The organism is Pseudoalteromonas lipolytica, from assembly GCF_001306915.1.
Classification (GTDB): Bacteria; Pseudomonadota; Gammaproteobacteria; order Enterobacterales; family Alteromonadaceae; genus Pseudoalteromonas; species Pseudoalteromonas simplex.
Genome location: NZ_LJTC01000001.1, coordinates 187,995 through 211,406, shown reverse-complemented (window position 1 = coordinate 211,406; position 23,412 = coordinate 187,995). Strand labels below are relative to the sequence as shown.

Below are 23,412 nucleotides of genomic sequence, written 5' to 3'. Positions count from 1 at the left end.
CCATTTTAATTACTTGCCTACGGCCTGCATCAAGGATCACTCAGCAAAGCCCCTGAAAGTATTAGACCTTAGTTGTATATCTTGTCATTTAACAAAAAACGTCGAAATCGCCTTCTATAATCTAGTTCAATGTTAGATTGGTTGTGATTTAACCAGATATTCCACCTTAGTCTAATAGACCAATAGATAATTGAGAGAAGTCTTATCTTAAACAACAGTGGTACAACAACATTATTAAAAAATCATTAATGCAACAAGTAGCTTCGACAGGAATACACATTATGACAACAACAAAAGTAACCGCATTAAAAACACTAGCAGCTTCAGCTGTTTTATCAGCACTTGCCAGCAATGCTAACGCTGCAACCATTGGTAACACAGAGGTTTCTTATGGTGGCTATGTAAAACTTGATGCCATGTGGAGTGATTACTCAGCAGGCGTACCAGCCGGTGGTAGTATTGGCCGTGACTTCTATGTACCAGGTACAACACCAGTAGGCGCAGACAGCGACAGCGATGCTGTATTTGACATGCACGCGCGCCAATCTCGCTTTAACCTAGGTACCGCAACAAAGTTAGACGATGGCAATACCATCAAAACTAAAATTGAAATCGACTTTATTGCTTCAGCACCAGGCGGTAACGAACGTGTAAGTAATTCTTATGCACCACGTATTCGTCAGGCATTTGTAACTTATGATGGCTGGTTATTTGGTCAAGCATGGTCAAACTTTCAAAACGTAGGCGCATTACCTGAAACACTCGACTTCGTGGGACCTGCTGAGGGTACCGTGTTCGTACGCCAAGCACAGGCACGTTACACTACTGGCAACTGGTCATTCTCTATCGAAAACCCAGAGAGCACAGTCACAGTAGACGGCGCTCGCGTAGCCACTGATGATGCATCAATGCCAGACTTTACAGCACGTTATGCACATAAAGCTGATTGGGGGGAATTAGTATTTACCGGTCTTGCTCGTCAATTAACTTACAAGCAAAATGGCATTGATGCAGATACATCATCGTTCGGTATCAGCGCCTCAGGTAAAGTTAATTTTGGCCAAAACAACCTAAAATTCATGCTAACTCAAGGCTCAGGTTTAGGCCGCTACATTGGTTTAAACGTAGCAAATGGTGCTGTGCTTGATGGTGATGATTTAGATGCGATTGATTCAACATCAGGTTTTATTGCCTACCAACAACACTGGAACAGCCAATGGCGTTCAACTTTCCTTTACTCATTCTTCTCAGCAGATAACAACACAGATTTACTTGCTGTGACTGGCGACCCTACAGAAATGAGCCAAAGCTATAGTGCCAACCTTTTATACTCGCCTGTTAAAAAGCTCACCTTTGGTGTTGAGTTTAAACATGCCGAGCGTGAGTTAGAAAGCGGTGCTGACGGTGATATGGATCGTCTACAGTTTTCTGCAAAATACGTTTTTTAAGATTTAAACTTATTTACTTCCTGAAGCGGCTTCGGCCGCTTTTTTTATATCTCCTTTTTATATTTCTGTGCCTTTTAAACTTTTTTGCAATCAATTATTCACTAAAATAGCAAACCTTAATTGCAAATTATTTTCATTTAGATTAGATTACGCATTAATTTCACTATTCATTGAACTAATTGGAACTTTGCATGTCATCAACAAAATTTTTGCGCTTATCTCAATTAAGCCTTGTGACCTCAGCACTTTTAAGTGGCCACGCTTTTGCAGAACAACAAAAAGAAGAACAAGCAATTGAAAAAATTGCCGTGTATGGCCAGCATCATAAAAACTACATCACTGAAGAAGCACAGTCTGCGACCAAATTAGGGCTAACAATTAAAGAGACACCACAGTCAATCTCTGTTGTTTCACGTGCATTAATGGATGACTTCTCACTCGATAACCTTAACGCAGTTCTTGAAAGCACACCGGGTGTGACTGTTGAGCAAATTGAAACTGATCGTACTTATTTTAAAGCTCGCGGTTTTGAAATCACTAACTTCCAGGTTAATGGCATGGGTATGCCACAAGACAACGGTTCAATCCAAGGTACTCTTGATACCTCTATTTTTGATAGTGTTGAAATTGTACGTGGTGCCAATGGTTTAATGACAGGTGCGGGTAACCCTTCAGCAACCGTGAACATGGTTCTAAAACGCCCTACTTATCAAACACAAGTAAATGCGTCTGTATCGTATGGCTCTTGGGACAACAAACGTTTAGAGCTTGACGCTTCAACAGCTATCAACGAAAACCACGCTGTACGTGCAGTATTCACTAAGCACAAAACTGAGTCATACCTTGACCGTTACGAGCAAGATAAAACAATTTATTACCTAGCCTACGAAGGTCAATTAACTGATAGCACAGTAGTCACTGCAAACTATGTAAATCAAAAGAAAGATGCCGACAGCCCACTTTGGGGTGCCTTACCACTTTATTACAGCGATGGTTCAGCAACAAACTTTGATGCGTCAACCAGCACTGCTTCAGATTGGTCATATTGGAATAACACAACTGAGCAGCTGTTCTTATCAATTGAGCAAGCAATCACCAATACTTGGTTCTTAAAAGCCAGCTACGCGCACTTAGAAAATGAGCAAGATTCTGAGCTTTTCTATGTTTACGGCACACCAGACAGAGAAACAGGTCTTGGCCTAACTGGTTATGCGAGTGAATATGACCACAAAGATAAGCACGACATTTTAGATATCTACGCAACAGGTAAATTTGATTTATTTGGTATGGAACATGATCTGTCATTTGGTGTAAACCAAGCAGATATGGATAATAAAGATAAATCATTGTATGACCGTACAACAGGCAATGGTTTCCCTGCAATGCCTGAGCTAGGTGGTTGGGATGGTGTTGCACCAGTGCCAACACTAACCGATGGTTTAACAGGTGCTGATATCACCAGCCGTCAACGCTCTGCATATATTTCAACACGCATTCGTGCAACTGACGCATTTAGCATTTTAGCGGGTGTAAGCCAAGTAAATTGGGAAACGGAAGGTGCCTCTTACGGCGTTGCAAAAGACAAAGATAGCGACCAAACAGTGCCGTACTTCGGTGTTGTTTATGATATCAACGAAAGCTTCTCAACTTACGCAAGCTACACAGAAACCTTTGTTCCGCAAACAGAGCGTGACGTAAACGGTGATTATTTAGATCCAATTACAGGTAAAAGTAGCGAAATTGGTGTAAAGGCACAGCTACTTGATGACGACTTATTTGTAACTGTAGCCTACTTTGATGCAAAACAAGTTGGCCTTGCTGTTGCTATCCCAGGTTCATTACCTGATGACACTCGCTACTATGGCGCAGATGGTATTAACAGTGATGGTATTGAAGTAGAGCTTAGTGGCAAAATCAACGAAACGCTGAGCGCGAGCTTTAGTTTCAGCAATCTAAACATTGATGGTGATGAATTAGTTAAAAACTACACACCTGAAAACCAATTTAAACTTGCTGTCACTCATAAGGTACCTGAAGTTGATGGTTTAACCTTTGGTTTAAACTACCAATGGCAAGACGACACTAAACGTGTACAACCTACTCAGCCGTCTGGCGTTGTTCCTGTTACTAAGCAAGATGCTTACGGCTTATTAAATCTAATGGCAACATACGATATTAATGACCACATGAGCGTTAACTTAAACGTTAATAACGTAACTAACGAAAAGTACTTACATAGCTTGTTCTGGGAGCAAGGTTATTACGGCGCACCGCGTAGTTATTCAGTATCTTTCAACTGGCAGCTATAATTTTATAAAGCGACAAGTTTTAAGCTTTAAGTACATTAAAAGCCGCATCATATGCGGCTTTTTTATTACTCCATTTTACTCTAAAAGCAAAAAACATAGCGAATAGCCTTCACTTCATTGCACCTTATAAATTTTTCTGTAGTTTATTAAAAAATGAATATTTTAGTTATTTGGTACAGATTAATGGATGCTAAAAAATCGAAACGCTCTAGAAGATGTCCAGATTGTGGATGGAAGTTTCCAATAGCCAAAGCGAGAACACCAATAGACAGGGTTGACGGTAAACTATTCACTTGCCCTGATTGCCAAACAGCTCTCATATATCGAACTGATACAGAACTTATGTATCGAATTTTCACGCTGATGACAATACCAGCTACCAGCTTGGCATTCATATATGAAGATAATGCGCTATTTGAAACAATAGCGATTTTTTTGATAATCCCTCTGGCAACTCTTGCTGCTATTTTATGGCGTCGTAGCGAATATATTGAACGTGTAAAATAACTTAAAATTGTCACTGAATTGAAAATGCGACAAACTACTTCCTACTCCAACAACTGCGGGTATATCCCGCATTAAGTTCTGTAATTAAACGCGATATTAAATCGCAACTACAAGCAACCATAAAAAAACCGCTAACTGTGTAGCGGTCTTTTTGTGTTAAGTGCGGGTCAAATCACGCTTAACTATACTCTTTTGCGGTGTTTATAGCTCGTCTTCAGCTAATAGGCCTGCATCTTCACCATCTTCTGGTTGCACAGTTGCTTGAAGTAATAGCATCTCACGTAACTTACCTTCGATCTCATCTGCGATCTCTGGGTTGTCTTTTAAGAACTTAATTGAGTTTGCTTTACCTTGACCAACTTTGCTGCCATTGTAGCTGTACCAAGCACCTGATTTTTCAACAATCTTATGCTTAACGCCTAGATCGATTAGTTCGCCTTGTTTAGAAATACCTTCACCATACATGATGATGAACTCAGCTTGTTTAAACGGCGGAGCAACCTTGTTTTTAACAACTTTAACGCGGGTTTCGTTACCAACAACCTCATCGCCTTCTTTCACTGAACCAATACGACGAATATCGATACGTACTGAAGCGTAGAATTTAAGTGCGTTACCGCCTGTTGTTGTTTCAGGGTTACCAAACATAACACCAATTTTCATACGGATTTGGTTGATGAAAATACATAGTGTGTTTGAACGCTTGATGTTACCTGTAAGCTTACGTAAAGCTTGTGACATTAAGCGAGCTTGTAGACCCATGTGTGAGTCACCCATATCACCTTCGATTTCAGCTTTAGGTGTTAAAGCTGCTACCGAGTCAACAATCACAACATCAACAGCACTTGAACGAACTAACATGTCACAGATTTCTAATGCTTGCTCACCCGTGTCTGGCTGAGAAACAAGTAAGTCATCAATGTTTACACCCAATTTTTGTGCGTATACAGGATCTAGAGCGTGCTCAGCATCTACGAATGCACACGTTTTACCTTGCTTTTGAGCTTCTGCGATAACTTGTAAAGTAAGTGTTGTTTTACCTGATGATTCAGGACCATACACTTCAACAATACGGCCTGTAGGTAAACCACCAATACCTAGTGCGATATCGATACCTAGTGAACCTGTTGAGATTGCTTCAATATCTAGGGCTTTGTTGTCGCCCAGTTTCATAATTGAGCCTTTACCAAATTGACGCTCAATTTGTGATAAAGCAGCGTCTAAGGCTTTTTGTTTGTTATCGTTCATTCTGTTCTCCAAATCCGGCTAATGCAGACAGTATACTGTATGAAATTACAGTATCAAGCTAATTTTCAGATTTTATCAATTCAATTATGTTTTTTAATGAATAAACAATAACTTGCAGTCTAACTTCAGCTCTATCACCAGCGAAAACCTGTTTGCTTGGGTAGTTTTGACCAGCAAAATGAATACAAAACCACACTAATCCCACAGGTTTATCCAGTGTTCCACCACCGGGGCCTGCTATCCCCGAAATAGCTATTGCAATATCGGCGTTTGCAGCTTTTGCCGCCCCCGATGCCATTTCAACAACGGTTTGTTCACTCACCGCGCCAAAGCTGTTTAAAGTTTGCTCGCTAACGCCAATGAGCTCATGTTTTGCTTGATTACTATAAGTAACAAACGCTCGGTCAATATAATTAGAACTGCCCGGGGTATCGGTGAGCGCATAACTCACTCCACCGCCAGTGCATGATTCTGCGGTAGTGATCCATAAGCGTTTATCCGTTAAAATAGCTCCTAATTTCGCAGCAAGTGTTTTAATCTCTTGATGTAATTCCATATTCAGCCTTTGGGTAAATACATGTCGTTTGATCTTTATGCACCGCACACTATAAAACAACAAACCCCTATGATGCAGCAGTATCTAAAAATAAAAGCCGAGCATCGGGATATTTTATTGTTTTATCGTATGGGCGACTTTTACGAACTTTTCTTTGATGATGCCAAGCGTGCAGCACAACTTCTTGATATTTCTCAAACCCACCGAGGTAAAGCCGGTGGCGATCCCATTCCAATGGCGGGTGTGCCCTATCACGCAGTAGAGAACTATTTAGCTCGCCTTGTACAAATGGGTGAGTCGGTGGCTATTTGTGAACAAGTTGGCGACCCAGCTACTAGCAAAGGCCCTGTTGAGCGTAAAGTTGTGCGCATTGTTACACCGGGCACTATTTCTGACGAAGCGCTGCTACAAGAACGCCAAGACAACTTGCTAACCAGCGTTTGGCAAAGTAAACAAGGCTTATATGGTATTGCTTATTTAGATATTAACTCTGGCAGATTCAATGTGTTAGAAGTAAATACTGATGAAGCATTTAGCTCAACATTACAACGTTTAGCCCCTGCTGAGCTGCTCTATAGTGAAACATTTGCAAATGTGCATTTAATTGAACATATCAAAGGCGCACGTCGTCGCCCAGAATGGGAATTTGATTTAGATACTGCACAGCATTTACTTTGCGACCAATTTGGCACCAAAGATTTAGTTGGTTTTGGTGTAGACAAAGCACACGCTGCTTTGGTGGCTGCGGGCTGCTTAATGCAATATGTAAAAGACACTCAACGTATTGCCCTGCCGCATATTCGTGCGATTACCCTTGAGCAAAACGAACACGCAGTGATCTTAGATGCCGCAACCCGTAAAAACCTTGAACTAACGGTTAATTTATCGGGCGGTTACGAAAACACACTTGCACAAGTACTTGATAAAACAGCGACTGCGATGGGTTCACGCTTATTGAAACGCCGTATTCATACCCCTGTGCGCAGCAAAACAGAGCTCAACTCTCGACTAAACGCTATTAGTGCAATTATCGATGCGCAATTATGTGGTGAGCTACAAGAGTCATTAAAGCAAATTGGCGACATTGAGCGTGTTATCGCCCGTTTAGCGCTTTGCACAGCACGCCCGCGTGATTTAACGCGCCTGCGTAGCGCACTGCAAGCTCTGGCACCATTACACGAATTACTTCTGGACGCCAACGATCCGCGTATTAGTCAAATAATAGCGCAATCACAGCAATTACCTGAGCTACAAGACTTACTAGAACGTGCTGTCATCGAAACCCCACCGGTGCTTATTCGTGATGGGGGTGTTATTGCCCCGGGTTATAACAATGAGCTTGATGAATGGCGTGCCCTAAGCCAAGGCGCAACCGATATTCTCGAAAAGCTTGAAGAACGTGAGCGTGAACGCACAGGCATTAGCACTTTAAAAATTGGCTATAACAAGGTGCATGGCTTTTTTATTGAAGTAAGTCGCGCTAACTCGCACTTGGTTCCTGCCGATTATATTCGCCGTCAAACGCTAAAAAATAATGAGCGCTATATTATCCCTGAGCTTAAAGAGCACGAAGATAAAGTACTTGGTAGCCAGTCAAAAGCGCTAGCACTTGAAAAACAGCTTTACGAGCAACTCTTTGAGTTTATTGCTCCGCACATTGAGCAGTTACAAACAATGGCAGCTGTTTTAGCAGATTTAGATGTACTGAACAATTTGGCCGAACGTGCGCAAGCGCTCAATTATGCTAAGCCAACACTGTGCGATAACGATAATATCAGTATTAAACAGGGTCGCCACCCAGTGGTAGAACAAGTAATGAAAGACCCGTTTATTGCCAACCCTGTAGAGCTTAATAACGACCGTAAAATGTTAATTATCACAGGTCCAAATATGGGTGGTAAATCGACCTATATGCGCCAAACCGCACTTATTGTTTTGATGGCTCACATTGGTTGTTACGTTCCTGCTGATAGTGCAGAAATTGGTAATATTGACCGTATTTTTACGCGTATTGGCGCAAGTGATGACCTAGCATCAGGGCGCTCAACCTTCATGGTTGAAATGACCGAAACGGCAACAATTTTAAATAACGCCACAGCGCAATCACTGGTACTGATGGATGAAATTGGTCGCGGTACTTCAACTTATGATGGTTTATCGCTTGCCTATGCAACGGCTGATTATTTAGCATCAAAAATTGCTGCTAAAACTTTGTTTGCAACCCACTATTTTGAGCTAACCGAACTGGCCGAGCAAAAAACGGGGCTGGTTAATGTGCACCTCGATGCCATTGAGCACAACGACACCATTGCCTTTATGCATACCGTGCTTGAAGGCGCAGCAAGCAAGAGCTTTGGTTTACAAGTTGCTGCTTTGGCTGGTGTACCAAAAGCGGTTATCCAACAAGCAAAACAAAAGCTTAAAATGCTTGAGAATCATCAACCTGTTACTGCCCCTATTGAGCAACAACAGCAAACATTAAGTTTTGATGATGAACCTTCAGAGCTTGAATTAACCTTAAAACAGCTTGATCCAGATAGCCTAACGCCAAGACAAGCACACCAACTACTGTATCAATTAAAAGATTTACTTTAAAATTTGAGTGGATATAAAAAAGCTGACGTAACGTCAGCTTTTTTGTGTGTTCTGAACCCGTGGGTTCGATACCCTTGATCAGGTATTCATTGTTGTCAAATCAGGTGAATTGGTCGAATAGGCTATCTGTACTTAAACCTTCGTGTTGCAAAATGTCTTTTAAGCGACGTAATGCTTCCACTTGAATTTGTCTTACACGTTCACGTGTTAAGCCAATTTCACGACCAACATCTTCAAGGGTTGATGGCTCATAGCCCAGTAAACCAAAACGACGAGCAAGTACTTCACGCTGTTTCGGGTTTAACTCTCCAAGCCAATCAACAATGTGCTTGTTGATGTCATTGTTTTGTACTTCGCCTTCTGGACCGTAGTCTTTCTCATCGGCGATAATATCTAATAACGCTTTGTCATTTTCACCACCGATAGGTGTATCCACCGAGGTGATTTTTTCGTTTAAACGCAGCATCTTAGTAACATCTTCAACCGGCTTATCTAAGCACTCTGCAATTTCTTCTGCAGTGGGTTCATGGTCAAGTTTCTGCGTTAATTCACGGGCTGTTCTTAAATAAACATTAAGCTCTTTGACCACATGAATAGGTAAACGAATCGTACGTGTTTGGTTCATGATGGCACGTTCAATGGTTTGACGTATCCACCAAGTTGCATAAGTTGAAAAACGGAAACCTCGTTCTGGGTCAAATTTCTCAACGGCTCTGATAAGGCCTAAATTACCTTCTTCAATAAGGTCTAGTAGCGCAAGGCCACGGTTGTTATAGCGGCGGGCAATTTTCACCACTAAACGTAAATTACTTTCAATCATTCGCTTGCGAGAGGCTTCACAGCCTTTCAGTGCTTTTCGAGCAAAATAGACTTCTTCTTCTGCGCTTAACAGCGGAGAAAAACCAATCTCACCAAGATACAGCTGTGTAGCATCTAAATTCTTGGCAACTTCTTCTTTTGCAAAAATTTCATCTTCGTTGTCGACTTCTTCAAGTAATTCAGAAGACTCTTCTTCGACTACCGTGTCATCAAATTTATCGTCAATCGCGTCAGTTTTTTTCTCAAGTTTTGCTGTGTGACCCATAAGCGTCCTCCCGAGCAAATATGTGATTGAGCTAAATCACTTTATCAATACCCTAAATGGCTAAGGTAGATACTTAGCAGGATTGACTGCTTGACCCCGATAACGAATTTCAAATCTCAAAGCCGTAACCGTAGAGTCTGAACTGCCCATTTCTGCTATTTTCTGCCCCGCCTTTACTTCCTGTTTTTCCTTTACAAGCAACTTTGAATTGTGCGCGTAAGCACTTAGGTAATCATCATTGTGTTTCAAAATGATTAAATTACCATACCCCCTCAATGCGTTGCCCGCGTATACCACAGTTCCATGTGCAGCAGCTACAACAGAAGCCCCTTGTTTATTAGTGATCTGTAACCCTTTAAAGCCATTCTCTTTATTAGAGAAGCGTTGCGTTACTTTACCTTTAGCAGGCCAGTTCCATACAACTTTTGCATTAGAATTACGTTTTTTTTCACTAATTATTTTGTTGGCTTGTTTCTGAACATACTCTCGTTGTTTTGGCTGATCAAGCTCTTTCTTTAATTTTTTGTTATTTTTTTGTATAGAAACAGTAGACTTTTTACTCGAATTCGTATATTTTTTCGTCTTTTTTTGTTTTTGTGCCGATTTTATGAGCGAAATATTCTGCCCAGGGAAGATGGTATAAGGTGCTGGAATATCGTTTATTTTTGCGAGGGTTCGAAAATCTTGCTGAGCGCTAAAAGCAATTGAATATAAAGTATCGCCCTTTTTGACTACATATTTTGAGCCAGAGATATTTACTTTGCGAGTGGCGGGTTTAACTTTATTGTCTAAACTACTCACCGGTGCTGGCGCTTCGCGAGAAGTACAACCAAAGAGCAAAATACTAAGAAACAAAGTAACATAGACTGTTATCTGCCTGCTCATCGTAAAATGCTCCTTATCGTACTAGTTTAATGGTTTTACGGGTTATCGCAGTAAAAAGTACGCAACCACAACTAAAACAACTAATCCCCAGCCAAGCGCTTCAACATATTGACGTAATTTCTGCTCCATTTTAACGCCGCCCCACTTCATTAAAGCCGACACTAAGAAAAAGCGTGCGCCACGACCAATTGCCGAAGCAATTAGAAACGGCAGAAATGCCATTTGCATCAAACCAGCACCTATGGTGAAAACCTTATAAGGTATGGGGGAGAAGCCCGCTAAAAACACCACCCACACACCGTAGTTTTCAAACCAACTTAGCGCTGTGTCAAATTTCGCTTGCCAACCCATTTGCGCAATCAGCGGCTCGACCACAGGTTCGAATAACCAAAAGCCAAGTAAGTAACCTAAAATACCACCAATCACTGAAGCAATCGTCGTAAAGCTGGCAAAACGCCATGCTTTATCTGGTTGAGCAAGTGACATAGGTGCTAGCATGACATCCGGTGGTACCGGAAAAAAAACAGATTCAGCAAAACTCATCCCTGCTAAATAACGCTCTGCATGGCGATGTTTAGCCCATACCAGTGCCATATCATATAACTTAGTAAACAACTTCAAAGTTTAACGTCCTATTCAATATCACCAGGTACCAAAGGTACAAATCTTACTGGTGCAACTTTATGTTCTGTGAAAGTATCGCCATTTCTAACGACCATCATTAATTGCTGATCTTGCTCACCGATAGGTGCAATCATAACGCCCCCATCAGCCAATTGAGCAAGTAACCCTTGTGGCATAGTGGCGGCTGCAGCTGTAACAATAATCCCCTCAAACGGCGCTTGTGATTGCCAGCCTTGCCAACCATCACCATGTTTCATGGTGACATTATATAAATCGAGTTTGTGCAAACGGCGTTTTGCTTGCCACTGTAGTGCTTTTATACGCTCTACCGAGCACACTTTAGTGAACGTTTTTGCCAGTATTGCCGTTTGGTAGCCAGACCCTGTGCCAATTTCGAGCACTTTATCACGTACGCCCGCTAAGCGAAGTAGCTCAGTCATACGTGCGACAATATAAGGCTGCGAAATCGTTTGTCCTTGACCAATTGGCAATGCGGTATTTTGATAAGCTTTGTGCTGTAAAACATCATCGATAAAAATGTGTCTGGGTGTTGAGGCTATCGCTTCAAGCACAGTGCTGTCTTCTACACCTTCGCGTTTCAATAACTCTGCTAATGCCAGTGCGCTGCGATTATAATTAGTCAGCACTATTAATCTCCATATTTGCTAACCAGCTATCGACGGCTTGTAAGCTCTCTTTCGCCGTCATATCAACACTAAGCGGGGTCACTGATGCATAACCATTATTTATGGCATAAAAATCAGTGCCTTCACCTGCATCACTTTCAGCACCAAGGGTACCATACCAATAAATGTCACGGCCCCATGGGTCTTGTTGTTTCGTCATGGTTTCAGCTTTATGACGCGAACCTAAACGGGTTACCTTAACTCCTTTGAGCTCTGTAAGCGGAATATCTGGCACGTTTAAGTTGATGATTTGATCTTTCGGTAATGGGTGCGATGCCAACTCTTTGATAATACTCACTGCAACCGCAGCAGCAGTTTCAAAGTGATTTCCTTCTTTAGAGCATAACGACACAGCAATCGCCGGCAATCCTAAGTGGCGTCCTTCTGTGGCGGCTGCAACGGTGCCTGAATACAAGGTATCATCACCTAGGTTAGCGCCGTGGTTTATTCCTGCAACCACTAGATCTGGCTGCTGCTCGGTTAACTCGTTAACCCCTAAGTGCACACAGTCAGTCGGCGTGCCATTAATCGAAATAAAGCCATTATCAAGGGTGGTTGCACGCAATGGGTTCATGAGCGTTAATGAATTACTTGCGCCACTGCAATTGCGATCTGGCGCCACTAAAGTCACATCTGCAATTTGCGTTAATGCATGATACAAAACCGCAATCCCTTTAGCATGTACGCCATCATCATTGCTCAATAAGATTTTCATTTACGCATCCTTTTGTTTTTGTTCTCTGGGGCTTGCATCTTGATAGTCCACCAACTCACGCAGTAAGGCAGTAGCAAAACAGCCTTTTGGTAGACCAAAGCTTAACTTTAAAGTAGTTTCGTCAATCGTTTCAACAGCTAATGAATCAGGAATAAGGCGTAACATTCTACGCTCATTCTTAAGGCCAAGTTCGCTAAGGCCCTCTATCCAAGATTGATAAGGTTCTAGCCACACTTTTTCGGTTTCGGTCAGGCCTTTTTCGCCTTTACCAACCATGGGGGCCGACATCACAATATCACCAGACGCTAAGCGAGCAATATTGTCATCACTAATGTTGTCTTCAAAAAAGGCATTACTGCCGCTGAGCATAAACACTTCGCGGTGCATTGTTTTTGCAAGGCCATGCTCGGCAACCCGCATACTCACAATTTCATTAAATACATAAGATCGTGCAGCTGAAATAACTAAACCACGCAATTTTTTATCGCGGATACGCTCTCCAGCAAACATGCGCTTTGCCATTTCAAGGTTGTGACCACCATGCCCAAAGCGCTGCTCACCAAAGTAATTAGGCACCCCTGCACGCACCGCGTTGATACGGCACAAAATATCCAGCGGCTCAGTCACGTTGCGTAACGTAATGGTAAAGCGATTGCCTTTATGGCAACCCGTTCTGAGCTTACGGTTATGGCGCTGTTGCGAAATTACAAAAAATTGCTCGTTATTCAGTTCACTAAATTCTATGTGCTTTTTAATTGGTACTGGCACGCTAAACCACTGTGTACACACGCCATGACGGTCTTTTAAGCCTGCATAACTCACATCACGTGGAGATACCCCTGCTTTTTCGGCAATGCGTTTCGCAATAAACTGAGTATTTTCACCTTTTTTTACAACCTGCAAGCAAACATGTTCACCAGAACCAGTAAACTCAATCCCCAAGTCTTCATCAACCATGAAGTCTTCGGCGTGAGTTTTAAAGTCAGCCTTAGAAAGAGGTTTACCGTATAGGTAGTTTAACTCACTCATGCGCTTAGTTTGCTCATAATCACCACTGCGTGGCTTGAAATACCTTCTTTGCGGCCTTCAAACCCTAGCTTCTCTGTGGTTGTTGCTTTCACATTAACTTGTGAAATATCAGCTTCAAGGTCTTGGCATAAGTTTTCACGCATTGCTTGAATATGTGGCAACATTTTTGGTGCTTGCGCAACAATCGTCACATCGGCATTGCCAAGTACGTAACCTTGCTCTTTAGCAAGCCCAACCACGTGGCGTAGTAAAATTCGGCTATCAATATTTTCGTATTCGCTCGCAGTGTCTGGAAAATGCTTGCCAATATCCCCCATTGCTAATGCACCTAAAATAGCATCACACAATGCGTGAATGGCAACATCACCATCTGAATGCGCTAAAAAGCCTTGTGGGTAATCTATTTTTTCACCACAAATTACCAACGGGCCTTCGCCGCCAAATTTGTGTACATCAAAGCCATGGCCAATTCGAATCATGAGGTACTCTCGTTTTGTTGTTTTTGCAGTAAAAATGCTGCTAAATCTAAATCTTCTGGGGTGGTGATTTTAATATTGTCACTGCGACCGGCAACCAGCTTAACAGGCTGCTTAGCCCATTCAATTGCCGATGCTTCATCAGTGATAGTCACACCATTTTTAAGGGCACTTGATAGCGCATTAGTCAGCGCTTGATAAGGGAAAAACTGAGGAGTGAGTGCCTGCCATAAATCATCACGAGGCACTGTTTGCTCACTGTGGGTATGACCGCGCTTAATGGTGTCTTTTACTTTTGACGCTAAGATACCGCCTTCATTGGCAGCGATGCATTCTGTCATTAAACGCTGAATATCAGCCAAACACACTAACGGCCTTGCTGCATCGTGCACAAGTACCCAATCAGGTGGATTATCAGCAAGTGATAGCAAGGCGTTAAGCACTGAATCAGCGCGCTCTTTACCACCACTCACACGCTCAATACGCTTATCTATGTGTGGTAAATCAGCAAAGTAGCCGTCATCATCGCTAATTGCTACTTTTATGGTGTTTAATTCGTTAAGTTCTGCAAGTTTACTCAGAGTGTGTTCTAAAATAGTTTTACCCGCCAGTTCAATATACTGCTTTGGCGCCGAATGCTGCATTCGACTCCCTACCCCCGCAGCGGGAACAATGGCGGTTATAGTTTGCTTAATTTTCATTTTGTTGTTGGCCCGGCAAAACGCGAATAAAGGTTTCGCCAGGTTTAATCATTCCTAATTCATTACGCGCGCGCTCTTCGATACCTTCTTGACCAAGCTTTAGATCTTTTATATCTGCTTTAAGTACAGTATTGCGCTTTAATAATTTCGCGTTAGTGTCTTGATGAGAGGTAACCGCTTGTTTCAGACGAGTGTAATCTTGCACACCATTATGACCAAACCATAAACGATATTGCAGAAATAAAGCCAAACATAACAAGGCGAATTGAAAAACCCGCATTGAACACTCCTTCGCGGTTAAATTAAGTCAAAGGGCGTTTTAAATTACGCCAATTTATATTGCTTGCTAGTAGCATTTCTCTTAATGACAAACGCTTAGGTGTGATGCGTTTATTAAATTGCCATTGATGACCGCAACACGCCGCCGCCATCACTGCCTTTGCAGGCTTAAGCAGTTGAATATGCGTGCTTTCTAGCGATTCACCTGAAGTATCAAACCAACCAAGCTCGTTGCAATGTACCTTATTGTCGCTTACTTGATCTAAGCTGTCTATGCGCACAGTTGTACATTGCTCGTCATTAATTAGCACGGGAACAATTAACCCGCGCTTAGCATGTTGACTATAAAAGTCTTTTGAGTCTTTTTTATTATAAACAGGTGGCGTTGTTTTTTGTTTTTCAAGCCAACTGCCATTTTGTGAATCAAGCTGTAATGGTGCATCGCCACTAACTATACGCATAGCTAAACGCTCAATATAGTAAGGCAAACTTGCTAATAAGCGTTTAAGCCTTGCAGTATCAGGTTCATCGACTAAACGCGGGATCTCACGAGCATAAAATGCATTACATAACTGCGCATACAAAGCACGCTCGGCATCAGTTTGCCAAATTTCGGCTTGTTGCGAGTGTTCGCTCTGTGAAGTTGGTTTAGACAATGCGCGCTCTTATAAAACAATTGCTTGACTGTTTTATAGCATAGAGCGTTTATTGAGCGCTACTTTACTGCGCCTTTTTTACCCAACTTTGCGTTACCAGTTTCTAAAAACTGCACTACTGCATCACGCTTTTTACCTAACAACAAACTACCATCAGCTAAAAACATAAAGTTTTGCCAACAACGCTTGAAAACGGCAAAGCTGGTTTCAATGATATTGTCGCGAGCCATACAAAAATAAACAGTGGTATTAGCTTCCCACGCTAAGTGGTTTAGGATTTCTTCTGGTAACTGCTCATCACCCGCTTCCCAAGCGTTTTCCCAATTAATAGTCTCTGAAAAGCTGTCGTCTTTGCCACACCAATCTGTTTTATCAAAAAAGTCAGGGTGATCATGTTCGCGGCTCACCATAGTAGTCCATAAGACCGCAGCGCGTTCAACGCTCATTGGTTTAATTTGCGCTGCGTCTTCGCTGCTTATCGGCATATCTTTATGACGAAAAACCCAGGCTTTTTTGTATTCATCTAACGAAATATAATTCATAGTTTAGGCAGTTTGTTTCAGCGTAAAATGTGCAAACTGCAATTATACCCAAATGACTCCAAGATGCGAGATAAACACATGACAATCAAACCCGGTATTTACCAACATTACAAAGGCCCAAAATACAAAGTTGAATATATTGCTACCCACAGCGAAACTAATGAGCCATTGGTAATTTATCAAGCGCTATATGGCGAATTTGGTATGTGGGCACGCCCACTTAGTATGTTTACAGAAACAGTTACTGTAGAGGGTAAAACAGTACCGCGTTTTGCATACCTTTCAGACGCCGACTAACTGTGGCATCATGACGTTATTAATCACTGCTCAGACCAGATAAGGTGACATCGTGCTTTTTAATTCAACCGATAACTACATTGCCAGTAACTCATTAAAACAAGCGGTTAACGCAGCAATATTGCTCGAAAAACCCCTGCTAATTAAAGGTGAACCTGGCACAGGTAAAACCATGCTGGCCGAGGAGCTTGCAAAAAGCTTAGACACCACGCTAATTCAATGGCATATCAAATCAACCACTAAAGCGCAGCAAGGCCTGTATGAATATGATGCGGTATCGCGCCTTCGCGATAGCCAGTTAGGTGATGAGCGTGTGCACGATATCAGCAACTACATTGTAAAAGGGAAATTATGGCAAGCCTTTACCTATGGTGAGCAACATAACAAGCGCCCTGTGCTATTGATTGATGAAATAGACAAAGCCGATATTGAATTTCCCAACGACTTGCTATTAGAGCTCGATAAAATGGAGTTTCATGTTTATGAGACTGGCGAGCGAGTTATTGCAAAGCAACGTCCGATTGTGATCATTACGTCAAATAACGAAAAAGAACTGCCAGACGCCTTTTTACGTCGTTGTTTTTTCCATTACATTGATTTTCCAAGTAGTGAAGAAATGGCACAAATTATCGATGTACATCACCCGCATGTTAAACAAGATTTAGTTCGCCAAGCACTTGAGGTGTTCTTTAATCTACGTGACGTAAATGGCATTAAGAAAAAGCCATCAACCAGCGAACTACTCGATTGGTTAAAGCTACTGATGGCCGAAGATATAGACGCTAAAACACTGCATGATAAAAGCCAAAAAGGCGGCTTAATGCCAATGTTTGGCGCACTATTGAAGAACGAGCAAGACATTAGCTTAATCGAAAAACTTGCGTTTATGAGCCGCCGTTAAGATGTTAATTGCGTTTTTCTTTAAACTTCGCGAATATCGCTTACCTGTTAGTTTGCGAGAGCTACTTGATTTGATCAATGCGCTCAAGCAAGGGGTTATTTTTGCCGATGTTGACGCGTTTTATTACTTAGCGCGTACCATCATGGTCAAGGATGAAACCCACTTTGATCGTTTTGATAAAGCCTTTGCAGATTATTTTAGTGGCGTGGCCGACCTTGATCTGCTCGAAAGCTTAAAACAGCAACATGCCTTGCCTGATGATTGGCTGCGCAAAGAGTTTGAAAAACACTTAAGCGAAGAAGAAAAAGCGCAATTACAAGCCATGGGCGGCCTTGATAAACTCATGGAAACCCTCAAGCAACGCCTTGAAGAGCAGCAAAAGCGCCATGCAGGGGGCAATAAGTGGGTGGGTACCGGTGGCACTTCACCATTTGGCGCCTATGGGTATAACCCTGAAGGTGTGCGCATAGGCCAAGACGGTAACCGACATCGCCGTGCGGTAAAAGTGTGGGATAAACGCAGCTACCGAAACCTTGATAGTGACCGTGAAATCGGCTCGCGCACCATTAAACTCGCTCTAAAAAAACTGCGTAAATTTGCCCGTACTGGTGCAAGTGATACTCTCGATTTAACCGAAACCATCCGCGCAACTGCAAAGCAAGGCGGTATGTTGGATGTGAAAATGGCACCAGAGCGCCATAATGCAGTAAAAGTATTAATGTTGTTTGATATCGGCGGTTCAATGGATGATTACATTCATACCTGCGAAGAGCTATTTAGCGCCGCCCACAGCGAGTTTAAACACCTTGAGTTTTACTATTTTCATAACTGTTTATATGAGCATGTTTGGCAAGACAACGAGCGTCGTCACTCAAACGTCATTGATACCATGACCTTGATTAACAAGTTCACCAGCGACTACAAGGTGATCTTTGTTGGCGATGCCACCATGGGCCCTTACGAAATCGCTTACCCTGGTGGCAGCGTGGAGCATTGGAATGAAGAACCCGGCAGCGCTTGGTTAAACCGCATAACCAATCACTTTGATAAAGTCGCTTGGCTCAACCCACAACCCGTTGAACACTGGCGCTATTATCAATCAATTGATTTTATAAAGCAGTTAATGGATAACCGCATGTACCCACTTACGCTAGATGGGATTAGTAATGCGATTAGGGAGTTGAGTTAGAGCTATCAGCCGTCAAACAGCATAAAAACTGAGAAATGAATGTAAAGTTATAATTGTTTATAAATACAAATAACTAAGCCCCTTCTCGATCAGCTATAAACTGACGGCTGAAAGTTGACAGCTCCCATTTACATTCCCTTCCAAACCAAAAACACCAGCGCAAAGCCCACTAAATAAAGCAAACCTAGCCAGCTTAGGGTGCGTAATAAAGGTGAGTGATGAATGCTGGGTTCTGAGCGCACTAAACTAAAGTTCAGCCATGCAAATACAGGAGTGGTTACAAAAGCGAGGGTCATAGCAAAAGTAAGCATTGGGCCAAGGGCTGATTTAAAGAATAAAATCACTGCCATACCTGCAAATGCTTGTAGTAATAACCACATATTTAAACTGTGCTTAGATTGTTTAATCGGTAGCAGTTTATGCGACTCATTTAATGTTCTGGCGTAGCCGTCAAGTACCGTAAGTGTGGTGCCAAACATACATAAAAAAGCGATACCTGAAACCAGAGGCCTTGCCCACTCGCCCATAGTGAGGGCATACATATCAATTAGCTGCTTGGCAAAGGCGACTCCACCTAATTGCACTGCTTGTGCTTGGCCATATTGCACTAATACACCTAATGAGAAAAACACTAACGCAAGTGCTGCGGTAAGCCAGTAGCCCAAATTAAAATCAAACAAGCCTTGTTGTTTTGTCACGACTTGTTGATGCTGCTTTTCTTTTAGCCACAGTGAGCTAATTGCTGATATTTCGATAGGCGCAGGCATCCAGCCCATGAGCGCGACCATAAAGCCGAGCATAGCAAGTTCGTACGGCGACGGCCCCACATAGTCAACCGGTGCCATTGGGCCATTATTAATAGCAACAACTAGCGCTGCTAAGGTAGTAACCGTTAACAGCCCCATAATGAGCTTTGAGACATTATCGAGCGCTTTAAAATGCCCTAACAACAAAATAAGCAAACACACAGCTAAAATCAGCCAGCATAATAAGGTTACAGAAATTGTGACAGGTAATGCATAGTGCAACAGACTGGCCGTTAATAATAAAACCCCCGCAGTATTCACTACGGCGGCGACTATATTAAGCGCAATAAAGCTATAGAAATACCCAGGTCCTTTTTGCTTGTAGCCCTCAACTAAACTTTGTTTGGTCGCGAGCGTGTACTCCATGCCAAATCGAAAGAATGGGTACTTCAATACGTTAACTACAATGATTAGCCAAAATAGCTGCCAGCCGAATAACGACCCGGCTTGTGTTGATGCTACTAGATGTGAGCCACCAATGGCGGCTGTAGCCATTAAAATCCCCGGCCCTAAAGCATTTAATTTAGACTGCCAATTTGATACTGCTGATTGCATAAGTTGTGTGTGTTTTATTCTTAGTTACAAGCAACTTACAGCGTTTTAGGTGAGATTGGAAGCAGAGCAAGTTAGCAAGTTAGCAAGTTAGCAAGTTAGCAAGTTAGCAAGTTAGCAAGTTAGCAAGTTAGCAAGTTAGCAAGTTAGCAAGTTAGCAAGTTAGCAAGTTAGCAAGTTAGCAAGTTAGCAAGTTAGCAAGTTAGCAAGTTAGCAAGTTAGCAACACTAGACTGCCAACCACTTGTGTCAAGCCATTGTTTTTAAAATCTGACTTTTAACGACTGATATCTGATATCTCCATGTTTGTTCGGCGTTAAAACGCCGCCTACGTCTCGTATCTCGCAAACTTTACTTTTTCCCCTAGCAACTCGCTAACTTTTGGAACTTCAATCTGACAGCTGACGGCTAAATATTAAAACCAAAAAAGCCAAGCGTTTCGCAACGGTTGGCTTTTTCAGATTTAGTTTTAAGTCTAGCCGCTTAGGCTAGTGCTCTGTAATTAGCTCAGGTTCATTTCCTGAATGATTTCGTGGGCAATTTCCGGAGTTGTACTGACCGGCTTTTCGTGTAGTTTGGCTTTCATTTGCCCTTTACGATGTTTAAGTGATGCATCAAGTTTTTTTGCAGCACCTGCGATAGCTGGGTACATCACATCATCTTCAGCTTTTACTGATAAACGTGCGCCTTCATAGGTTGTACTAATCTCAGCCTGATACTTATTGTGTTCTTTTGAAAGAATAATATCGAGTGATATTAATGATGGAAAATGGCTAGCAATTTTCGAGAACTTCTCGTTGATATGAGCTCTAACAGCCTCAGTAACGTCAACATGATGACCAGAAATATTAATCTTCATAGGGTATCCTTTTTTCTTGTTACCTCACAGTTAGTATTGGGGGCGAATTGAATTAACACAAGCGAAAATTGCAGATAATTAGTAATTGATTGTAACCACAGATGATTTAGATCATGCGTTGCGGATAAAATATGCAAAAGCCCGCATCACACGGGCTTTTCAGAGAGGTTAACAACTGCTCATTAACTGTACGAACAACAATAATCAGCAAATTCGCTGACCTTTACTAGAAAGGTAACATTTGCATCAACGGTAAAAGACTCTCCAGCTTGCATCGTTTGCCATTCGCTCTCACCGGGTAATAGCACTTGCCAACTGCCACCGTTAAGCTCCATCAACTCTTTTTTACTCGTAGCAAACTCAAACTCACCCGGTTGCATAAAGCCTAACGTCTTCGTGCTGCCATCAGCAAATACCACAGTACGGCTAGACACTTTACCGTCAAAATACACATTGGCTTTTTTCAGCACACTTACATTATCAAACTGAGACATCCTCACTCCTGTTGTTTTGTTATTAAGTTACAGACAGTGCCAGTTGTCTGTTTAGCATTCAAGGGGAGCTGGGTGAGAAATAATCAAGTCTGGCTAGCTGTAAGCTGTCAGTTTTGAGCAGCTCGTGCAATTGTGGTAGGTCGTGCTTTAGCGCGTCAAGTTAAACACTACGAGAAAGAGTATCTATGCAGAGTCATGAATTCTGAGCTGTAATAAATTGCAATTCTCATTGTTTTAAGAAGTATAGATTTTGTTATCTTCGTATGAAGTAAATCAAGACCCCCAAGATTGTTTTTTAGCTATTTCATAGAAACAAATTAAGCTATCTTCTTCACCCTTTGTTAATCGTTTAAATACTTTTGTACATGGAAAAAGCCAGTTATCACCACTATGAATTCCTAACGTTAACAATTGATCGTTATAACCTCAGACACCACCGTGCTCTTGGATGAAAACTTCACCTATGTAAGCACCTAACACCTTACTGATAGTTTCTATTTCATCGTCACTTGGGCTGTCATAGAACAATTTAGATAAAAAACTCCTAGGTATACTGTCATATAGTTTTGACACTATGAGTTCAACTTTTTCAACACTCGACTCCGTAAAGTCTAGTGTTATATCAAAATGACTCTTAGCGTAATCAACAGCATCTAAAGAGTATGCTTCCATCATTGCTGAAATTGTAGGTTCTTCCATTGAGATCTCTTAAAAGGTTTAAAAACTTGTTTTATAAAATAATTTACTACGAAGTAGATAACAATGCTTACAGTAATTACTAAAGCCAATGAGGACAGGCCAAGCGGTATTGCTTCTGCTCTTGCATCACCAAAATCACACCCCCCCCAATTTGTTAAACTCCCCCTTAACTCTAGGCATCTATCACTTCTTAGAAAGTCCAATAGCTTGAACCCGACAAGCAAACCTATTAACGAAGAGATTAAAGAGGTTATTCTTTTATGTGATTTTTTCATGATGAAACACACCGACCTAACTATCTGGGGATAACCCTGATTAGTTATTTATATACCTTGACTATACTAGCTTGGAAATTGCAAAAACTAGAATGCACCACCATCTCCACCGCCGAAGCCACCATCCCCACCTCCGTCCGAGTCACTATCTATATCACTAAACATTGATGAACCTAAGAGCACTCCTAAAACACCGATACCCGATATATTGGTAATCGTATTATTCATAGACTCTAATGATTCGCCTTCAGGGAGATTAGCTTTATAAGTTGCAATATCACAGTACATAAAATATGCGTAATGTATGTGTTTTTTATTAAAGCCCATAACGTCTATTGTTTTATCAACCTGAGCTTTTGTATACGTTACAGAGCTACCGTATCTTTTCGCTAAGGCAGGCCTTAATTTGTATTTATACTTTCTGATTGTAGAACTTTTACCAAACATTAAAGTAGCTCCTGTTTTATAAAGCTTTCCTAAAAGAGTTTGACAAGTAACCCCGACAAACCTGCGAGTGTCTGTAGCTAATGCAAATATCTTTCCTTACATTACTATTAAGCAATACCACGAATGATATCCAGTTTATTTTCTGGTGCATCAACAGACATAAAATTGGGAATAGTCGATTCGGTTCTTCTTGGCCGCTCAAGAAATTGTACTGGCCATTCTGTGATCCTTTCTTCTTTCACATGCTTATACTGGCCTGTTGATGGCTCATCTATATATTCACGCTGGAGAATTAATGCTAGTGGCTCTTCAGCTCCAAGTATGTCATTACTGCATTCCAGTGCTTCTTTGTAAGTCTCGAAAGCATAGTAATAATCGCTCCCCTCTTCTAAATCAGGAGCACCGTTATGAGGGTGGCACCAAACTCGATATTCAAGTACCTCATCCCACACGTAACCACCACCAGATTTTGCCAAACCAGCATATTCGCCGACTTTATTTGGGTCCAACACTTTTGGATAACTTTTCATAACCATCCTTGAGCAGAAAATATA

The 23,412-nt window shown here is 41.8% G+C and carries 26 protein-coding genes; 7 read left to right on the top strand and 19 right to left on the bottom strand.

Annotated features, from left to right (window positions below; genetic code table 11):
* Window positions 1–281 precede the first annotated feature (281 nt).
* The 3 genes from AOG27_RS01000 (at window position 282) to AOG27_RS00990 (ending at window position 4,264) form a co-directional block, all read left to right on the top strand.
* Complete coding sequence (locus tag AOG27_RS01000; RefSeq protein WP_054551153.1) at window positions 282–1,448, top strand: DcaP family trimeric outer membrane transporter; 1,167 nt, start codon at window positions 282–284, stop codon at window positions 1,446–1,448.
* A gap of 191 nt (window positions 1,449–1,639) precedes the next feature.
* Window positions 1,640–3,757, top strand: coding sequence for a TonB-dependent siderophore receptor (locus tag AOG27_RS00995; protein ID WP_054551152.1), 2,118 nt, complete (start codon window positions 1,640–1,642; stop codon window positions 3,755–3,757).
* Window positions 3,758–3,910: 153 nt separating this feature from the next.
* Window positions 3,911–4,264, top strand: a complete 354-nt coding sequence (locus AOG27_RS00990) for a hypothetical protein (protein ID WP_152967103.1) — start codon at window positions 3,911–3,913, stop codon at window positions 4,262–4,264.
* Between the two features lie 201 nt (window positions 4,265–4,465).
* On the opposite strand, the gene recA is transcribed toward AOG27_RS00990, so the two are convergent.
* A complete protein-coding gene (recA, locus tag AOG27_RS00985) occupies window positions 4,466–5,512 on the bottom strand; it encodes a recombinase RecA (RefSeq protein WP_054551150.1) in 1,047 nt (348 codons plus the stop codon).
* Window positions 5,513–5,570: 58 nt separating this feature from the next.
* Complete coding sequence (locus AOG27_RS00980; protein ID WP_054551149.1) at window positions 5,571–6,068, bottom strand: nicotinamide-nucleotide amidohydrolase family protein; 498 nt, start codon at window positions 6,066–6,068, stop codon at window positions 5,571–5,573.
* Between the two features lie 21 nt (window positions 6,069–6,089).
* Between AOG27_RS00980 and mutS the strand changes: the two genes are divergently transcribed.
* Window positions 6,090–8,663 (top strand): DNA mismatch repair protein MutS, encoded by a 2,574-nt coding sequence (mutS, locus tag AOG27_RS00975; protein ID WP_054551148.1) that lies wholly within the window; start codon window positions 6,090–6,092, stop codon window positions 8,661–8,663.
* A 100-nt stretch (window positions 8,664–8,763) separates the two neighbouring features.
* Here mutS and rpoS read toward each other — a convergent pair whose 3' ends face one another.
* The 11 genes from rpoS to AOG27_RS00920 are packed head-to-tail and all read right to left on the bottom strand — an operon-like array spanning window position 8,764 to window position 16,340.
* Window positions 8,764–9,747: an RNA polymerase sigma factor RpoS gene (rpoS, locus tag AOG27_RS00970; protein WP_054551147.1), complete on the bottom strand. Its 984-nt coding sequence runs from the start codon at window positions 9,745–9,747 to the stop codon at window positions 8,764–8,766.
* Window positions 9,748–9,807: 60 nt separating this feature from the next.
* A complete protein-coding gene (locus AOG27_RS00965) occupies window positions 9,808–10,632 on the bottom strand; it encodes a peptidoglycan DD-metalloendopeptidase family protein (RefSeq protein ID WP_054551146.1) in 825 nt (274 codons plus the stop codon).
* Between the two features lie 42 nt (window positions 10,633–10,674).
* Window positions 10,675–11,253, bottom strand: coding sequence for a YqaA family protein (locus AOG27_RS00960; RefSeq protein WP_054551145.1), 579 nt, complete (start codon window positions 11,251–11,253; stop codon window positions 10,675–10,677).
* An 11-nt stretch (window positions 11,254–11,264) separates the two neighbouring features.
* Window positions 11,265–11,903, bottom strand: coding sequence for a protein-L-isoaspartate(D-aspartate) O-methyltransferase (locus AOG27_RS00955; protein WP_054551144.1), 639 nt, complete (start codon window positions 11,901–11,903; stop codon window positions 11,265–11,267).
* Window positions 11,893–12,657, bottom strand: a complete 765-nt coding sequence (surE, locus tag AOG27_RS00950) for a 5'/3'-nucleotidase SurE (RefSeq protein ID WP_054551143.1) — start codon at window positions 12,655–12,657, stop codon at window positions 11,893–11,895. Before surE ends, AOG27_RS00955 begins: the two co-directional genes overlap by 11 nt.
* Window positions 12,658–13,686 carry a tRNA pseudouridine(13) synthase TruD gene (gene truD, locus AOG27_RS00945; RefSeq protein WP_054551142.1) on the bottom strand — a complete coding sequence of 343 codons (1,029 nt, stop codon included), beginning with the start codon at window positions 13,684–13,686 and terminating at the stop codon, window positions 12,658–12,660. It abuts the gene before it with no gap.
* Window positions 13,683–14,165 (bottom strand): 2-C-methyl-D-erythritol 2,4-cyclodiphosphate synthase, encoded by a 483-nt coding sequence (ispF, locus tag AOG27_RS00940; protein ID WP_054551141.1) that lies wholly within the window; start codon window positions 14,163–14,165, stop codon window positions 13,683–13,685. Before ispF ends, truD begins: the two co-directional genes overlap by 4 nt.
* Complete coding sequence (gene ispD, locus AOG27_RS00935; RefSeq protein ID WP_054551140.1) at window positions 14,162–14,863, bottom strand: 2-C-methyl-D-erythritol 4-phosphate cytidylyltransferase; 702 nt, start codon at window positions 14,861–14,863, stop codon at window positions 14,162–14,164. Before ispD ends, ispF begins: the two co-directional genes overlap by 4 nt.
* Complete coding sequence (gene ftsB / locus AOG27_RS00930) at window positions 14,853–15,143, bottom strand: cell division protein FtsB (protein WP_054551139.1); 291 nt, start codon at window positions 15,141–15,143, stop codon at window positions 14,853–14,855. Before ftsB ends, ispD begins: the two co-directional genes overlap by 11 nt.
* Before the next feature lie 22 nt (window positions 15,144–15,165).
* Window positions 15,166–15,798 carry a hypothetical protein gene (locus tag AOG27_RS00925; protein WP_054551138.1) on the bottom strand — a complete coding sequence of 211 codons (633 nt, stop codon included), beginning with the start codon at window positions 15,796–15,798 and terminating at the stop codon, window positions 15,166–15,168.
* A gap of 59 nt (window positions 15,799–15,857) precedes the next feature.
* Window positions 15,858–16,340 carry a DUF2947 domain-containing protein gene (locus AOG27_RS00920; protein ID WP_054551137.1) on the bottom strand — a complete coding sequence of 161 codons (483 nt, stop codon included), beginning with the start codon at window positions 16,338–16,340 and terminating at the stop codon, window positions 15,858–15,860.
* Between the two features lie 63 nt (window positions 16,341–16,403).
* Between AOG27_RS00920 and AOG27_RS00915 the strand changes: the two genes are divergently transcribed.
* From AOG27_RS00915 to AOG27_RS00905, 3 genes are read left to right on the top strand one after another with little or no spacing between them, the layout of a single operon-like run.
* Window positions 16,404–16,637 carry a DUF1653 domain-containing protein gene (locus AOG27_RS00915; RefSeq protein ID WP_419177722.1) on the top strand — a complete coding sequence of 78 codons (234 nt, stop codon included), beginning with the start codon at window positions 16,404–16,406 and terminating at the stop codon, window positions 16,635–16,637.
* Between the two features lie 52 nt (window positions 16,638–16,689).
* Window positions 16,690–17,538, top strand: a complete 849-nt coding sequence (locus AOG27_RS00910) for an AAA family ATPase (RefSeq protein WP_054551135.1) — start codon at window positions 16,690–16,692, stop codon at window positions 17,536–17,538.
* Window position 17,539: 1 nt separating this feature from the next.
* Window positions 17,540–18,727: a vWA domain-containing protein gene (locus AOG27_RS00905; protein WP_054551134.1), complete on the top strand. Its 1,188-nt coding sequence runs from the start codon at window positions 17,540–17,542 to the stop codon at window positions 18,725–18,727.
* 128 nt (window positions 18,728–18,855) lie between these two features.
* Here the strand turns inward: AOG27_RS00905 and AOG27_RS00900 are convergent, their stop codons facing one another.
* The 6 genes from AOG27_RS00900 to AOG27_RS00870 all read right to left on the bottom strand — a co-directional run bounded on the left by AOG27_RS00900 (window position 18,856) and on the right by AOG27_RS00870 (window position 23,388).
* On the bottom strand, window positions 18,856–20,028 hold the full coding sequence (locus AOG27_RS00900; protein ID WP_419177721.1) for an NRAMP family divalent metal transporter: 1,173 nt from the start codon (window positions 20,026–20,028) through the stop codon (window positions 18,856–18,858).
* Between the two features lie 558 nt (window positions 20,029–20,586).
* Entirely contained in the window at window positions 20,587–20,943 is a 357-nt protein-coding gene (gene hpf, locus AOG27_RS00895; protein WP_054551132.1) for a ribosome hibernation-promoting factor, HPF/YfiA family, read from the bottom strand.
* A 182-nt stretch (window positions 20,944–21,125) separates the two neighbouring features.
* Window positions 21,126–21,437, bottom strand: coding sequence for a pyrimidine/purine nucleoside phosphorylase (locus AOG27_RS00890; protein ID WP_054551131.1), 312 nt, complete (start codon window positions 21,435–21,437; stop codon window positions 21,126–21,128).
* A gap of 426 nt (window positions 21,438–21,863) precedes the next feature.
* On the bottom strand, window positions 21,864–22,136 hold the full coding sequence (locus AOG27_RS00885; RefSeq protein ID WP_054551130.1) for a hypothetical protein: 273 nt from the start codon (window positions 22,134–22,136) through the stop codon (window positions 21,864–21,866).
* Between the two features lie 362 nt (window positions 22,137–22,498).
* Entirely contained in the window at window positions 22,499–22,858 is a 360-nt protein-coding gene (locus AOG27_RS00875) for a DUF6559 family protein (RefSeq protein ID WP_054551128.1), read from the bottom strand.
* Window positions 22,859–22,965: 107 nt separating this feature from the next.
* On the bottom strand, window positions 22,966–23,388 hold the full coding sequence (locus AOG27_RS00870; protein WP_054551127.1) for a hypothetical protein: 423 nt from the start codon (window positions 23,386–23,388) through the stop codon (window positions 22,966–22,968).
* Window positions 23,389–23,412: the final 24 nt, after the last annotated feature.